Origin of the sequence: Inquilinus sp. KBS0705, assembly GCA_005938025.2 — a bacterium.
Lineage (GTDB): Bacteria > Bacteroidota > Bacteroidia > Sphingobacteriales > Sphingobacteriaceae > Mucilaginibacter.
Window position 1 is genome coordinate 2,110,086 of the sequence record VCCI02000001.1, and the last position, 16,315, is coordinate 2,126,400.

The window sequence follows — 16,315 nt, forward strand, 5'->3', positions numbered from 1 at the left end:
AAATATTATTTAATATGCATAAACTGTATCAGCGCCAGCACCGAATCGTTTATTTTGCCCAGTACAAGGGATGGCATGATACCCAGGGCCAGGGCCATCAGAGCCAACGGCAACAGGGTAATAGTTTCGCGGAAGTTGATATCGCTTAAAGCGGTTTTCCAAACATCGCCGCCTTTTAGCGACAAGCCGCCGAAGAACATGCGTTGCAATGTCCACAAAAAGTAGGCGGCGCTTAGTAAGATACCTACCGACCCGGCCAATGCAAACCAGTAAGGCAGCAGCCCGTTAACCGAGTGTGATTTAAACGCGCCGGCCAGTGTAAATGCTTCGGCTACGAATGCCGAGAAACCCGGCAAGCCTAACGAGGCAAAGAAAGCTACCATGATATATACCGTATACTTAGGCATTAATGTGCCCAAGCCGCGGAAGTTGTAGATGTCCCTGTCGTGTACGCGGTTGTATATTACCCCCACTAAAAAGAACAGCATGGTTGATAAAAAGCCGTGGCTTACCATTTGCAGCACCGCGCCGCTTACACCTTCGGCAGTGCCCGAGGCTATGCCCAATAGCACAAAACCCATGTGCGATACCGACGAGTAGGCGATCATCCGTTTCAGGTCGCGCTGTGCCAGAGCGTTAAAGGCCCCGTATAATATAGATATTACCCCAAGCAGGCCCAGCCAGTAGGCACCGGAAAAAGCCACATCAGGGAATATACCCATGCAGATACGAATAATACCGTAACCGCCAATTTTTAATAAGATACCCGCCAGTATGATAGATACCGGCGTTGGCGCTTCAACGTGCGCGTCGGGCAGCCAGGTATGTAGCGGCACTACCGGCACTTTAATAGCAAAGGCGATGAACAGCACCACAAAGCCCACCGTACGCGCAGGCATACCAAATATGGTTGCATGGCCCAATACCGAAAATACAGAGCCTTCCACATAATTGGCCGGGTCCATCATATAAATGATATTAAAGGTATGGCTACCCGTAACCGGGTCTTTAACCGAAAGGTATAAACCCACCATCACCAGCAGCATAAACACCGAGCCGAACAAGGTGTACAAAAAGAATTTGATAGCCGCGTACTCGCGCCGTACGCCGCCCCACATGCCTATTAAAAAGTATAGTGGCAGCAACATTAATTCGTAAAAGGTATAGAAGAGGAAAAAATCAAGCGCGCAGAATACGCCGATAACGGCCATATCCAGTAATAGAAATAGCGCGAAGAAACCTTTGAGGTTACTCTTTATCTCCCAGGACGCTATAGCGGCTATCACCATCACCAGCGAGGTCATGACTAATAAGGTTACCGATATACCGTCTATCCCTACAAAATATTCTATCTGCATTTTACCAACGCCACCTAAATCAAGACTTATCCAGGGTAGCTTTTGCACAAACTGAAATTGGTCTTGCTGGTTAACACCCGCGTAGGCTGCCCCGGTTTTAAAGTTAAGGTATATATAAACCGCGAAGCATAATTGCAGCAGGGTAGCAAACAGGGTAATGTATTTAAAACTTGCACGTACAGATGATGGCAGCAGCAAAATAATGAAGCCAAACAGTATGGGCGAAAATATGAGCAGGGTTAATATGTTCATCAGGTCCAGATCAGTTTTAAAATAAATACAGCAATTACCGCCAGCAGCATGCTAAATATATAGTATTGAATTTTACCACTTTGAAACCGGCGCGCAAAATTACCAATATACTGCACTATACCGGCAAACAGGTGCAGCAAACCGTCTACAATGTATTTATCAAACCAGGCGGCACAACCGGCTATGCAACGGCCTATACGTTCTAACAGGTTTACAAAACCATCTATCACCTTGCGGTCGAACCAATACAGGGCATTGCTCAATATCAGTATAAATTTAACAACTACACGGGTATAAAATGTATCGATATACCACTCGTGGAACGACAGGCGGTACAGCAGCCCCGTTTGCGGGAACGACCAGCTATTGCGTTTTACATAAATTGCGTACGCACCATACATTACCACCACGCCCAAAATAGTTACCAGCACAGGGATGATGGTATGATACATATTGTAACGCGCCAAATAGTTAGCGGGGATAAATCCCTCAAATACCCAGGCATGCTCGTAAAGAAAAGGATTCCATGAAAACAGGGGGAACAGGCAGCAAATGCTCAGCAGTACCAGCGGCAGTTTATACTGCCAGCCGCCATCGCCCATGTGTATGCTGATGTGCGGATTAACCTTTTGTAGGCGGAACTCGCCAAAAAATACTTTTACTATAAGCCTTGCCACATAAAAAGCCGTTAGCCAACTGGTTAATAAAGCTAATGCAGGCACCAGTTTAAAAATGCCGCTCCTGCCGTCGCTCCAGTCGAAGGCCTGTATCAATATCCCATCTTTTGACAGGTAGCCCGATGTAAACGGCAAGCCCACAAGGGCCAACCCACCTACCAAAGCTGCAATAAACGTTAAGGGCAGTTTTTTGCGCAGGCCGCCCATATGCAGAATGTTCTGCGGATCGATGTCGAGGTTATTATCGTCCTTAATATGCTTTACCTGGTGGATAACGATACCCGCTACCAAAAACAACAGACATTTAAAAAAGGCATGCGTAGCCAAATGGAACAGCGATGATGAATAAGCGCCAACACCCATGGCCATTACCATAAACCCTAATTGCGATATGGTAGAGTAGGCCAGTATACGTTTCAGATCGTTTTGGGTAAGGGCTATTGTAGCCGCCATAAAGGCTGTAAAACAGCCGATGATAGCGAGGGTAGTTAGTTCGACATCGTTAAATAATGGATACACCCTGCCCAGTAAAAACACGCCAGCAGCCACCATAGTTGCCGCGTGTATGAGTGCCGATACAGATGTTGGGCCCTCCATGGCATCGGGCAGCCAGGTATGCAGCGGGAACTGGGCCGATTTTGCCGCAACCCCTAAAAATATACCGCCAAAGGTAATGTATTGCCAAACAGCCGGGATATGATTGATGCCCGATACCCACTCGCCGTTTACTATGGTGGAATTAACCACCAACCCGTGGCTGCCAAAAAGCGCATCAATATCAAAAGTGCCAAATTGGGTGTACAGGATAATGATGGCAGTCAATAAACCAATATCCCCTATCCTGTTCATGATAAAGGCTTTTTTGTTGGCTTGTACGGCGCTATCGCGGGTGTACCAAAAGCCAATGAGCAGGTAAGACGAAAAGCCCACCAGTTCCCAAAAAGCGTAAAATAATATTAAGTTATCTACTACCACCAAAGCCAGCATGCTAAAGCAAAAAAAGCTAAGGTAACGGAAGTAACGGTGGTAGCCCTCGTCGCCCTTCATGTAGGCGGTAGAGTAAATATGCACCGGCAGCGCAATAACCGATACCAGTGCCAACAATAGTACCGAAAGGTTATTTAGCAATATACCCGCCTGCACTTTGGTTGCCCCAATGGTAAACCACACCTGTTGCACGTGTATGGCAGGTTTGTTCCAAACCCTAAAAAATACGGTAATGGCTAATACAGTACTGATGAAAATAGCTATAGTAGATGCCCATGCCGCCCATTTACTTTTATTGAGGATAAAAAAGTTTTTTACAAACGCAGCAAAAGGCAATACCACTGCTATAATAGCAAGGGTTATAGTTTGCGCGTCGGTATGGGAGATGGTTGGGGTCAATTTTTTGTTTTAGCTTTTTAGTGATAACAATTACATCATTTAAGATGGCATTTTGGTGTTTGTCATCTCGAGTGAGCGTAGCGACGAGAGATCTTGTTCGATTGACAGGTATACGATATTGCATAATGAACAGGATCTCTCCTCGTACCTCGTTCGAGATGACATTTTATTAATTGTTATGCAGGCCATTTTCCTCATCCCTAATCTTTTAACTGGTTAATTTTATCCGGGTTAATGGTTTTGTACCGGCGGTATACATTTAGTATAATAGCCAGTGCTACGGCGGTTGTTGCCGCGGCCAGTACTATGGCAAACAACGCGAACATTTGCCCGCTGTTGTTAATACGGTCGTACTTACCAAAGGCCACCAGGTTTAAAATGGCGGCATTCAGCATCAATTCTATCCCTATCAGTATTTGTATGGCATTCTTTTTTGATACGATGATGAACAGCCCCAGGCAAAACAGCATGGCGCTCACCAGCATAAAATCGTTTAAAGTGATCATACGCGGCTATCCTCCTTCCGGGATAAATGAGCGGCACCTACCAAGGCTATCATCAGCAATACCGATATAGCCTCAAAGGGCAGCAAATACCTTGTCATTAAATTAATACCGATGTTGTTGATGCCCGTATCGTTAACCCCTATTACATTATGGGCATGTATGGCGGTTTTTACCCAGGGCAGGTTATTTACATCGACTTTTAAAACCACGTTTAGCAGCACCACCAAAAACAGTCCGGATAATAAAAAAGCGGGCACATTCCCAAGGCTGATGAAACGGTTGGTTTGCTTACCTGCGGCTTCCAACGATTCTTTACCCGATAGCATAAAGGCAAACAGTATCAGCACCAATATGCCGCCTACATATATCACTATCTGGGTAACGGCCACAAAATCGGCCAGGGCCAATACATATAAACCCGCCAGGCCAAATAAGGTGATAAAAAACATAAAAATGCTGCGCACCAGGTTTTTGCCAACAGCCACCAACACCGCCGAGCCAAGCGTAACAAAACTCATTAGGTAAAACAGCACCTGTATCAAGCTCATGCCCCGCCCTCCTTAGCTTTTAGGGCGGCGGCTTTAGCGGCGGCCTTTTCGGCTTGTTGTTTTTCTAACAGCTCGCGTTTTTCGGCAGCAACCTCGGGCGCCATGTCCGAAAATTCGTAGTTCAGGTCCTTTAGTTCAAATACCGTTTTATCGTACTGGTTGGTCATTACAATACACTCGGTTGGGCACACAATGGTACACAGGCCGCAGTACATGCACTTGGCCATATCAATATCAAACTTGGCCGCGTACAGCAGCTTTTTAGATCCGTCGGATGTTTCGCCTATCGAGCCCTCGGTAGATTTTATCGATTCGATATCGATACAGCTAACCGGGCATATTTTGGCACACAGGTCGCATACAATGCAATCGTCAATCTCTACATCCAACTGGTAACGGCCCACTTCGGGCACAGGCAGTGCCTGGTGCGGGTATTGTATGGTGTTGGTGCTTTCCTTTTGTTTGAAGTAGTTATTATCGGTAACGGATACAACAGGCCGCTTAGCGTTTGACGCAAAAAGCTGCTTTATGGTAAGGCTTAATCCTTTCCATGCAGTTGTAAAACCGTTTAATGTTCTCTTTATCATACTTGATTACACCGATGTTATTTTTTTGATTTCACCGACTACTATTCCTACCGTACCTATTGACCTTCGACTTTTAACTTTCGACTTTTAACTTCTTCATCACATTACCCACAAACGCCATACGCCCGATATCAGCATACATACAAATGCCAGTGGTGTAAGCACCTTCCAGCACAGGTTCATCAGCTGATCAACACGCAGGCGGGGCAGCGTCCACCTTATCCACATTTGCACCCCTACCAACGCAAGGGTTTTTATCAAAATCCATAAAATGCCCCAAATGGTGCCTGTTGTCCATGTAGCCAATGCCACCGACCCAATATTGGGTAAAGGCGTGTTCCAGGCACCTAAAAACAGTATGGCCCCAATCATCGAAACCAAAAACATCATCGAATACTCGGCTAAAAACACCAGCGCGAACTGTACCCCGGTAAACTCGGTATGAAAACCCGCTACCAGCTCCGATTCGGCCTCGGGGATATCAAATGGCGCGCGGTTACTTTCGGCCAGCGAGGCTATAAAGTATATCACAAAAGCAATAAGCAGGTGCGGGGCTTTAAATACATTCCATGCGAATATCCCCCCAATGTGCGATACATCCCATACCCCAAAAAACCTGTTAACTTCGGTTGCCAGGATACCCTGTTGTATAGCAATAACCTGCAGATCCAGGCTCTGCGCAATCATTACTACAGATATCAGGGCAAAACCGGCCGGTATCTCATATGATATGATCTGCGCCGCCGAGCGCATTGCGCCTAATATAGAATACTTATTGTTTGATCCCCAGCCGGCCATCAGTATGCCCAGCGTTTCGATAGATATAATAGCGAAAATGTAATACAAGCCAATATTGATCTTGGCAGGTACCAGGCCCGGCCCCCATGGCAGGGCGGCAAAAGCCATATATACGGCTAAAAATATAATTGCGGGTGCCAGCAAAAACAAAGTCTTATCTGCCGCCGCCGGGATGATAAGCTCTTTTTGGACCATCTTCATAATATCGGCAGGCACTTGCAGCCAGCCGTATTTACCCGTTTCCATTGGGCCGAGGCGGTTTTGTATAAAGGCACTTACCTTACGCTCGGCATATACGCCCACCATGGTAAATAAGCCTACAAAAGCAAATAAACCGGCGGCGATAATAAAATATGTAAGGTAAAAATTCAAGGGCGTTTGCTTTGGGTGCAAACTTAATAAATGCCGCCGATAGTTTGGCCGTTGCTGTATATTTAGTTGACCAGTTTAGTAGTTGATTTTTTGGAGGCGTCCCGCCCACCCCCGTTTCATTAGTAGGTAGTAGTGTCTTGAAATTTTACCCAATTGGCACTTTAAACTTTTTTATATCAAAAATAATACTATATTAGTTAACCGCACAAGTGCAAAAAAAAAGAAAAGTTTATAGCTACCAATGCAAAAAAATGGAATGCGCCACAGCTAAGCGTGCAATAGCTGTGCACATCTATTACTCGCAGCCTTCCCTTACATCAACAAAGCTGCTTTTAACCTCGTTACCAAAAAACATAGATGCATGGTGGTCAAACTGCGGGGTATCGTCTACAGTAGTAAAAAACTGCCTTTCGGCGGTTTTGGTAAGGTTATTTTCAATTTCGGGATGCCGCTGCAGGTAGTCTACAAGGCTTTTGGCTACTATATCGCCCTGCGCCACAACGTTTACATTAGCAGGCAAATGTGCCTTTATCTTATCCTGAAGCAAAGGGTAATGGGTGCAGGCCAGCAATATAGTATCAATATCTGCCGACTGTGCTATTAGCTCGTCCAGGTACATTTGTACATAGTAGTCGGCACCGGGCTTGTTGTATTCGCCGTTCTCTATCAGCGGTACCCATAGTGGGCAAGCCTGCTGGTAAACCTGTAATTCAGGGAAAAAGTGTGCTATCTCTATCAAATACGATTCGGATTGTACAGTGCCGGTTGTGCCTAATACGCCGATCTGTTTGGTTTTGGTATAATTGCCAATAACTTCGGCAGTAGGGCGTATAACGCCTAATACACGCTTATCTGCATGCTGTTTGGGCAAATCCTGTTGTTGTATGGTGCGTAATGCCTTAGCTGACGCGGTGTTACAGGCCAAAATAACTAACGGGCAACCCTGCTTAAACATCCACTGCACACATTCCCAGGTATACTGGTGTATAGTTTTAAAAGATCGGTTACCATACGGCGCCCGGCCGTTATCGCCCAGGTAGATGTAGTCGTAACCAGGCAATTGCTCAATAATTGAGCGAAAAACCGTTAGGCCGCCTATACCCGAATCAAATACCCCTATTGGTTTAGCAGATGACATATACAAACATAAAAAAAGCGCCCTGCAATGAGGGCGCTTTTGTACATAATTAAATTTTTAGAATTATTTTAAACCTAACTGCAATTTTACAGCCGGCATCAAATCGTCAGCTTCTGGTGCTACAACAAGGTAATCGCTTGTAGTATCTAACACGTAGGTATAACCTTTAGCTTTAGCTACCGATTGTACGGCGCCACGTGCTTTGTCTATAAGTGGTTTACCTAATTCGCGTTGTTTAGCTTCTACTTGTTGTTGAGAAGATGCCTGGTAATCTTGTAAACGTTTAGCAATATCTTGCAATTCGTTTTCTGCAGCTGTACGTGCAGCATCGGTCATGGTAGCTCTTTTTGTTTGGTAAGCCTGGCCTTTAGTTTGATATTCAGTATTAATTGCTGTTAACTGATCAATAAATTGCTTTTGGTAAATTTCTAACTGAGACTTAACTGTTTTAGTTTCTGGCATCATATCAATCAACTGGCTAAAGTTTATATGACCAATTTTAGACTGAGCCTGGGCAAAGTTGCCTGCAAATAACATTCCTGCTGCAACTAAAGCAACTTTAAATAATTTTTTCATTTTTCCTGTTCTGTGTTTAATAATAGTTCTGATTTTTTAAATATAAATTTTTATTTGGCAAATACACCAGGCTTAAGCCCTAAACGTGTTACTACATCATCGCTTTTGTTGTAACGTGGGTTAGCGTAAAGCATTATAACCTCGCCATTTTTGTCAAATATCATATCAAGGTTATCGCTTTCGGCAACTGCTTGTACAGCTTTAGACACTTTATCCTGTATTGGTTTAATTAGCGAATTACTTTTCTTTGAAAGCTCTCCATCAGGGCCAAATATACTGCGCTGATAATCTTTAGCTGCTTTTTCTTTGTCTACAATTTCGGCTTCGCGGCGTTTACGCATATCAGCTGTCATCAGCACCTGGTCGGCCTGATAAGCTTTGTATAAACGGTCAATCTCCTGAAAACGGGCGTCAACATCTTTTTGATATTGGTCTGATAATGCTGCCAGTTGCTTTTGCGATGAAGCATACTCGGGCATGTGTTTCAGGATGTAATCAGAGTCTACATAAGCAAAGCGCTGCGCTAATGCCGCTGTGAAAGCTGTAAACGTAAAAAACAGTATTAAAATTATTTTTTTCATAAACGGTTAGCAAAATTAATTAAATCCGCCATTTAAACTCTGTGAAATTGTAAAATGGAAGTGACCTTTGTTTGCTGTAGGAGCCCCGGGTATTTGATCAAAGCCGTAACCATAATCAAGCCCAAGCAAGCCAAATATCGGTAAAAATATCCTCGCGCCAAAACCTACCGAGCGTCGAACGTTAAACGGATTAAACTGGTTTATATTATCCCAAACGTTACCACCTTCGGCAAAGGCCAGTAAGTATATTGTAGCCGACTGCCCTGTAATAACAGGGTGCCTTAACTCCATGGTAAACTTATCGTATATGGCGCTTCCCTGGTTGGTGTTTGCATTAAAGTTTGAACCAATTGGCACTATAGAGAAGTTTTCGTAACCCCTTAAACCAATGATATCTGTACCCTGTAAAAACTGGTAGCTTTGCATACCATCACCACCCAGTTTAAACCTTTCGAACGGAGATGGACCAACCAGTGAATTATACTGGCCTAAATAACCAAAGCGTGCCTGCGACATTAATACCAACTTACCGGTTATCCTTTCAAACCATTGCGCATCAAATTTCCATTTGTAGTATTCTACAAAGTGGTATCTTTCTTCGGGAGTGGCAACCTTGTAATTGAGGTTATTAAGCAACGAGTACGGTGGCGTAGCCTGTATAGTTAACTTTATGTTTGAACCCGATGTAGGGTACAAAGGCATATCTATCGAGTTACGGCTCAGCTCCTGGGTTAGCTTAATGTTATATGATGTACCGTTTTGGAACAGGTAACCCGGATAGTTATCCAAATTATAGTGGTCGAAGTTAAGCGAGTAGTTTAACTGGAAATAGTTATCCGGCCAGTTTAGCTTTTTACCCAATGTAACACCCACACCGTTTATACGCAGGTTGTTATAGTTAGGGCTTGTTTTTGGATAGTACTGCCCTGTTGAGCTACCTTGTGTATAAGCTGATACCGCAAAGTAAATAGGTTTTTTACCACCTAACCATGGCTCGGAGAAAGTGAACGAGAAGTTTTGATACGTCCTGCCACTTGATTGACCCCTTAAGCTAAGTTTTTGTCCATCGCCTTTTGGCAGCGGGCGGTAAGCCTTACCATTAAATAAATTACGTAACGAGAAGTTGTTGAACGTTAAGCCTAAAGTACCCACTAACTGGCCACCACCAAAACCACCCGAAAGCTCGATCTGATCGGAAGGCTTTTCAACCACATTGTATACCAAATCAACCGTACCATCACCCGGGTTAATATTTGTTGGCCTTGGTTCGGTTTTTTGCTCGTCGAAGTTACCTAACTGGCCAATTTCGCGCGCGCTGCGTATCAACAATTCCTTGTTGAATTTTTGGCCCGGTTTAGTACGTATCTCGCGCATTACTACCTTATCATTGGTAACATCGTTACCTTTTAATATAACACGGTTAATAGTGTACTGCGGCCCCTCGTAAATACGTATATCAAGGTCAACAGTATCATTATGTATCCTTGTTTGTACAGGGTCGGCATTAAAGGTTAAATAACCATCGTTTAAGTATAATGAAGACACGTCATCATTATTAGGCGTTGGGCCTGTTAAACGCTTGCCTAATTCTTCTTCGCTAAATGCCTGCCCTTTTTCTATCTGCAGTACTCTGGTAAGCAACTCTGAACCAAACCTGGCATTACCCGAAAATTTGATATTACCAAAGTAGTATTTAGGGCCTTCGTAAACTTTTATCCTTACATCAACGGTATTATCGGGGCGTTTGGTAACAGTATCGCTAACCACCTCAGCATCCCTGTAACCTTTAGCCTGCATTTTTTCAACCAGGGTTACTTTATCTTCGGCGTATTGCTCTTCTTTGAATTTTTTAGAACCAAATATGTTATAAAACTTACGCTCGCGTGTTTTTGGTAAAAACTTACGCAGTTTCGAACTCGAAAAAGCCTTGTTGCCTTCAAACGTTACGCTGTTTATTTTTACCTTCTTCTTCTTATCAACCGCAACATCCAGTATCACACTATTGGGGTCGCCGGGGTCTTTGGTTTGCTTGATACTTACAGTTGCGTTGTAATAACCCTTTTCGTTAAAGTGCTTAATAATGATAGCGCTTGTAGTGCTTATCAAATTCTCGTTTACAATCTTACCTGTTTTATCGTTTAGCTTTTTGGTCACATCCTCAATTTCGCCTTTACGTATACCGGTGATGTGCAGGCGCGATAAACGCGGGCGCTCCACCACAGCAATTTCAAGGTAAATGGTATCCATGTTTATGCGGGTAACGTTTAGCTGCACATCATCAAAAAGGCCTTGTTTGTACAAGTCCTTTATTACGTTGGCATTTTGCTCGCCGGGCAAGGATATCCTATCGCCTTTATTTAGCTTAGATATTTGCAATAAAACATCCTTATCTAAAAATTTGGCGCCTGTTATGGTAACATCACCAATGATATATTCTTTAGGATTAAGGTAGCTTAAAGTAGTATCAGCAGCAGCCCTCGTCAACGATGTAGGTTGCGCTGTACCCGTAACCTGAGCCATTGCGGCGGTGCTTATAACGGAGAAAAGAATAGCAAAAAAAACTTTATTCATTCGAATATTTTAGTGGGCTAAAAATAATTTATACAGTTGTTAAAAAGTGTTAAAAGAAAAAATTTAGTTTACCTGCTCACTTGTCATACCAAAACGGCGTTCGCGTTTCTGGTAATCCAGTATAGCTTCAAACAAATCTTCGCGCCTGAAATCGGGCCATAGTTTTGATGTGAAATAAAGCTCGGCATAGGCAATTTGCCAAAGCAGATAGTTACTAATACGGTACTCGCCGCTCGTTCTGATCAACAGTTCGGGGTTTGGCATACCGCCGGTATATAAATTATCTTCAAACATATTTTCATCAATATCGGCAAGTTGTACCTCCCCGCTTTGTACCTTGGCAGCCAGGCTTTTAGCAGCGTGCACAATTTCGCGCCTCGAGCTGTAGCTTAACGCCAGTGTTAGCACCAGCCCTGTATTTACTGATGTTTTATTTATTGCATTGTTAAGTTCCTGGTGGCATTTGCCGGGCAACATGTTTAAATCGCCGATGGCATTTAAACGTACATTATTGCGCATTAGCTTATCAATCTCTTTATTTATTGTGCTGATAAGCAATTCCATTATAGCAGTAACCTCAAATTTAGGCCTGTTCCAGTTTTCGGCGCTAAAGGTATATAAGGTTAAATATTGTATACCCAATTCGCCCGCGCCTTCTACAACGTCCCTAACAGAAAGCACACCATTGTGGTGGCCAAAAACCCTTAATTTGCCTTTACCTTTTGCCCACCTGCCATTGCCATCCATAATTACAGCTACATGGCGGGGCAATTTTTGCAAATCAATCTGATCTTTATAACTCATTTTATCATCGTTTTTAACCGCCTTTTTAGGGCTGTTAAACACACGGCTTTGTTAAATTCAAACACGTTTTTAGCAAAGCTTTCAATAACTTATGCTATTTTTTTCAGGTGACAAAGGTAAAACTTACTTTGTATTATTTTAGTATGCAGTGAAAAAGAAATAAATCGGACTTTTTGAGAGAAATCCACGAGGAGAAGAAAAACACTGTCACCAAAACAACGGGGAATTTGCTATATATACCTGCAGCTTAACAATGTAAATATCGGTATAAATTTAAAAGCTTTTGGTGACAGTGTTTTGTATATACCTATTAATAGGCCTTATTCTGTTTTAACAAGTTGATATCTTTTGGGGCAATATCGGCAATGGCGTATTGCTGCACATCGGCTATATTCATTTCATCCAGTGTGTTTACCAGATCGCTGTAAATAGAGCTGTTAGACGGTTTGATGATCACCAGCATACTTTTACCTGTTTCTTTCCTTACTTTTTGGCGGGTCTCGTTTATCGCCCTTCGCAAACCGTAGCGGGTGTAATTGGTAATTGTTGCCGGTATTATGGGTTTATCGGCTTCGCCTAAGTACCATATGGCCTGGTTATTTTTGCCCAGGCAAATGGTCATGCTGCGCGATGCGGCACTACCCGCGGGTTCGTCGCCCACGGGCATGGCAATCTTCATTGCGCGTGGTTTGCTAAGCGTGGTAGTAAGCATAAAAAAGGTGATTAGTAGAAAAGCCAGGTCAACCATTGCCGTTAGGTCTACACGTAACTGTGGCTTTTTAGCACGGGGTTTATTACCGCTTTTTTCGGGGGTTGAGTTTAATTCGGCCATGGCATTACAGTTTAAGGTTAAACAATTGGTTTATTAATTATAAAACGTATAAATGTAATGCTTTGTTTCAATAGACAAAATTATATTTTGTCTATTGAAACAAATAAGATATTATATTTTATATAACGGCTTTTTACTGCTCAAAATAACACTTCTCGGTAACAAAGGTGTATGATATGGTAAACCCGGCAAACATATAAATATCCTTAGCCCTAAAATCGCCGCGCTGGGAGCCCGGCGTACCTATATATACACCGGTTTTTTCGCCCGACCTATCTGCCAGCTTAACCGAGGGACCAAAAGGCAGCTTATCATGCGCGGCATAAACCCCGCTAACATCATCTAAAAAATCGGTATTGGTATAGCGGTAACCTACATCGGCGGCAACTGTCCATTTACCGCCCAGGTTGTATTTTATACCGGCGCCATAAGGTATTACGATGGCATTTTTTGAGTACTCTTTAGTCTGCCCCTCGGTACGTAGCCAGCGCAGGTAAATGGTTTGTCCGTTAAAAATGGTACGTGGGTTATATGAGGCAAGCCCGCCGCCTATATATACATAAGGTGTATATCTGTTATGGCCGGCATCGGGTATATACTTCATAAAGTTAAACTCCAGCAGTATGCTTAGCTCCTTTAAGGGGTCGGTGAAGCTTAAATTACGGTTACGGAACTGCTCTATAGAAGATTTGGCATCATCGGCACCAATTTGCCCTAAGGCGTAGTTGAGTTTTAAACCAAGGTATCCGTTAAAGTTACGTTTAACAAAAACCCCGCCCGATGCACCGCTTGGCTTTACCGGGTTGGCGTTTAAATCGCCTATGTAACCTGCCGCGCCTGCACCACCACCTATTTCCCAGGTTTGGGCGTTTGCGTTAAGGGCTATAAACAGTAATAATAATGCGGTTAAAAATTTGGGCATTAAGGCAAATTTAATAATTACGGGCGTCTAATCCCCATAATAACTTGTTCCTTAACGTGGATAAGTAGCTTTCATTATTTAAGCGTACTAAATTGAGGGTAAAATCGGCTTTGTATACCTTAAACGTCATGCTTTTATCAATGATGGCGGTACGGCTATCGCACGATACCAGGTAATTGTTACCCCTGCACTCCACTTCAAACGATAATGAGCTGGTGTCTGCCAATATAATGGGCCTTACATTAAGATTGTGCGGCGCTACCGGTGTGAGCGCTATACTGTTTGATTGCGGAAAGATAATGGGGCCGCCGCAGCTTAGCGAATAAGCTGTTGAACCTGTTGATGTTGATACGATGATACCATCGCCCCAGTAGGAGTTTAAAAATTCGCCGTTAAGCGATACATGTGTAGTGATCATGGCCGAGTCGTCGCGCTTGTGGATGGTTACATCATTAAGCGCGAAGTTATTATCGCCAAATATCTTTTGTTCAGAGTCTATCACCAGCAGCTCGCGGCTGTCCAGGGTAAATTCTTTATTTACCACCGCGTGTATGGCAGCGGCTATATCACTTTTGTTTATGCTGGCCAAAAAGCCCAGCCTGCCAAAGTTTATACCGATAACGGGGATGCCCGAATCGCGGATAACAGTGACCATATCCAGCAGTGTGCCGTCGCCGCCAAGGGTTATAAATACATCAATATGGTCTTGTATACTTTCGTTACACTCCAGTACATTATAGGCCGAGGTATCTATATTACCCTGCAAATAATCGTTTAACTGGTGATGGATGTAGATATCTACCTTATGCGCCAAAAGGCTGTCGAACACCTGGCGGATGTATGGGAACACCGATGGGTCGTTAAACTGCCTGCCGTAAACTGCTATTTTCATGCTACAAATTCAGGTAATTCATAAACGAATCAAACCGGTCCATCGAGTTGTCGTTATGGTCGGTGTAATTAAAGGTAGCCTTAACATCATACTCGTAGCGTAAAAAAGTAGCTATAATATTAGATATATCCTGCTTGTTAACTTTAAGAGTAACCTCCATCCGGGTCGAATCGGGGAAGGTACGGGTATAGGAGCTTAGCACCTGCGCGTTATCCGATTCTACTATCTGGCTCATGTGCGCCAGTGAGTTGTTCTTATTATTGATCTCGAGCACAATGATACCACCCGGTTGCGATACCGATGTTAGCTTGGCAAAATACTCGTTCATGGTATTAATAGATATTAAGCCCTGGTAGTCCTTTTTAGCATTAAGTACCGGCACAACGCTTAATTGCTGCTCGTGAAACAAGCGTATCACATCGTATATGTGCTGCTCTTCCAAAACATAAGGGTTAACCAGCGACAGTGCCAGCGAACCTATCTGCGCCTGGTAATCGGGCTCCTGTATAAGGTCATCGTCAGATAAAAGGCCTAAAAACTGCTCTTCGTTTACAATTGGCAAATGGCGCACACGAAACTCCGCCATACGGTCAAACACTTTCTGTATGGTATCAGAAGTGTGTACAGGGGGTATCGCATCGCTTATCAGCTCAATTGCAAGCATATTATTTTTTTATTTTATCTAAAAACATCCCAAGGTACTTATTAAATTCTTCGGGGCGCTCCATCATTGGCGCATGCCCGCACTTATCTATCCAGTGCAATTCGGCATTTGGCAGCAATTCGTTAAACTCAACAGCCACTTCGGGTGGTGTAATTTTATCGTCGCGGCCCCATATTAACGATACCGGCATGGTTATTTTACGCAGGTCTTTTTTCATGTTATGGCGTATGGCCGATTTTGCCATGGCCAATATGCGTATTACCTTATGCCTGTCGTTAATGGTTGCAAATACCTCGTTAACCAGCTCATCAGTTGCTGTAGCGGGGTCGTAAAAGGTATAAGCCACTTTTTCGCGCACAAACTCTATACTCTCGCGTCGCGGGAACGAGCCGCCAAAAGCGTTCTCGTATAAGCCCGAACTGCCGGTTAAAACAAGGGCCTTTACATACCCCGGATGCGCCAATACATATATTAAGCCTACGTGCCCGCCTAACGAGTTACCCAACAGCACTACATTACTAAGCTTTTTAAACTTTATAAATTTATGTATATACTTTGATAAAGCACGAACCCCGGTAGTTAGCAACGGCAGGTCATAAATAGGTAGCATTGGCAAAATAACGCGGTAATTTGGGCTAAATTCTTCAACAACTCTTTCCCAGTTGCTAAGCGCGCCCATTAAACCGTGTAAAAGCAGCAGCGGCTGGCCTTCGCCTGCTTCAATGTAACTAAAACCTTGTTCTTCTTTAAGTGCCAGATCCATATATACTTGATATCTTTTTTATGTGTAAATATATCAGACCGTTTTTAACATCAGTCTAAAATTTGTGAAATATCGATATAAAATTAGT

At 43.5% G+C, this 16,315-nt stretch carries 16 protein-coding genes; all 16 read right to left on the bottom strand.

Annotated features, from left to right (window positions below; genetic code table 11):
- Window positions 1-5 precede the first annotated feature (5 nt).
- Window positions 6-1,610, bottom strand: a complete 1,605-nt coding sequence (locus FFF34_009245; GenBank protein TSD67557.1) for an NADH-quinone oxidoreductase subunit M — start codon at window positions 1,608-1,610, stop codon at window positions 6-8.
- A complete protein-coding gene (locus FFF34_009250) occupies window positions 1,610-3,637 on the bottom strand; it encodes an NADH-quinone oxidoreductase subunit L (GenBank protein TSD68004.1) in 2,028 nt (675 codons plus the stop codon). The genes FFF34_009245 and FFF34_009250 overlap by 1 nt, the downstream gene beginning before the upstream one ends.
- Window positions 3,638-3,873: 236 nt before the next feature.
- Window positions 3,874-4,179, bottom strand: coding sequence for an NADH-quinone oxidoreductase subunit NuoK (gene nuoK, locus FFF34_009255; protein ID TSD67558.1), 306 nt, complete (start codon window positions 4,177-4,179; stop codon window positions 3,874-3,876).
- On the bottom strand, window positions 4,176-4,727 hold the full coding sequence (locus FFF34_009260) for an NADH-quinone oxidoreductase subunit J (GenBank protein TSD67559.1): 552 nt from the start codon (window positions 4,725-4,727) through the stop codon (window positions 4,176-4,178). Before FFF34_009260 ends, nuoK begins: the two co-directional genes overlap by 4 nt.
- The gene (locus FFF34_009265; protein ID TSD67560.1) at window positions 4,724-5,314 is read right to left on the bottom strand and encodes a 4Fe-4S dicluster domain-containing protein; all 591 of its coding nucleotides are present in this window, start codon (window positions 5,312-5,314) and stop codon (window positions 4,724-4,726) included. Before FFF34_009265 ends, FFF34_009260 begins: the two co-directional genes overlap by 4 nt.
- Window positions 5,315-5,413: 99 nt before the next feature.
- A complete protein-coding gene (locus FFF34_009270) occupies window positions 5,414-6,484 on the bottom strand; it encodes an NADH-quinone oxidoreductase subunit H (protein ID TSD67561.1) in 1,071 nt (356 codons plus the stop codon).
- 295 nt (window positions 6,485-6,779) lie between these two features.
- Entirely contained in the window at window positions 6,780-7,622 is an 843-nt protein-coding gene (murI, locus tag FFF34_009275) for a glutamate racemase (protein ID TSD67562.1), read from the bottom strand.
- Window positions 7,623-7,685: 63 nt separating this feature from the next.
- Window positions 7,686-8,198, bottom strand: a complete 513-nt coding sequence (locus FFF34_009280; protein TSD67563.1) for an OmpH family outer membrane protein — start codon at window positions 8,196-8,198, stop codon at window positions 7,686-7,688.
- Between the two features lie 50 nt (window positions 8,199-8,248).
- Complete coding sequence (locus FFF34_009285) at window positions 8,249-8,779, bottom strand: OmpH family outer membrane protein (protein TSD67564.1); 531 nt, start codon at window positions 8,777-8,779, stop codon at window positions 8,249-8,251.
- Between the two features lie 15 nt (window positions 8,780-8,794).
- Complete coding sequence (gene bamA / locus FFF34_009290) at window positions 8,795-11,350, bottom strand: outer membrane protein assembly factor BamA (GenBank protein ID TSD67565.1); 2,556 nt, start codon at window positions 11,348-11,350, stop codon at window positions 8,795-8,797.
- A gap of 63 nt (window positions 11,351-11,413) precedes the next feature.
- Entirely contained in the window at window positions 11,414-12,154 is a 741-nt protein-coding gene (locus tag FFF34_009295; protein ID TSD68005.1) for an isoprenyl transferase, read from the bottom strand.
- Window positions 12,155-12,464: 310 nt separating this feature from the next.
- Window positions 12,465-12,986, bottom strand: a complete 522-nt coding sequence (locus FFF34_009300) for a biopolymer transporter ExbD (GenBank protein ID TSD67566.1) — start codon at window positions 12,984-12,986, stop codon at window positions 12,465-12,467.
- 133 nt (window positions 12,987-13,119) lie between these two features.
- Window positions 13,120-13,908: a porin family protein gene (locus FFF34_009305; GenBank protein TSD67567.1), complete on the bottom strand. Its 789-nt coding sequence runs from the start codon at window positions 13,906-13,908 to the stop codon at window positions 13,120-13,122.
- A 10-nt stretch (window positions 13,909-13,918) separates the two neighbouring features.
- Complete coding sequence (locus tag FFF34_009310) at window positions 13,919-14,800, bottom strand: NAD kinase (GenBank protein TSD67568.1); 882 nt, start codon at window positions 14,798-14,800, stop codon at window positions 13,919-13,921.
- Between the two features lies 1 nt (window position 14,801).
- A complete protein-coding gene (locus FFF34_009315) occupies window positions 14,802-15,464 on the bottom strand; it encodes a CBS domain-containing protein (GenBank protein TSD67569.1) in 663 nt (220 codons plus the stop codon).
- Window position 15,465: 1 nt separating this feature from the next.
- Window positions 15,466-16,227 carry an alpha/beta hydrolase gene (locus FFF34_009320; protein TSD67570.1) on the bottom strand — a complete coding sequence of 254 codons (762 nt, stop codon included), beginning with the start codon at window positions 16,225-16,227 and terminating at the stop codon, window positions 15,466-15,468.
- Between the last annotated feature and the right edge of the window lie 88 nt (window positions 16,228-16,315).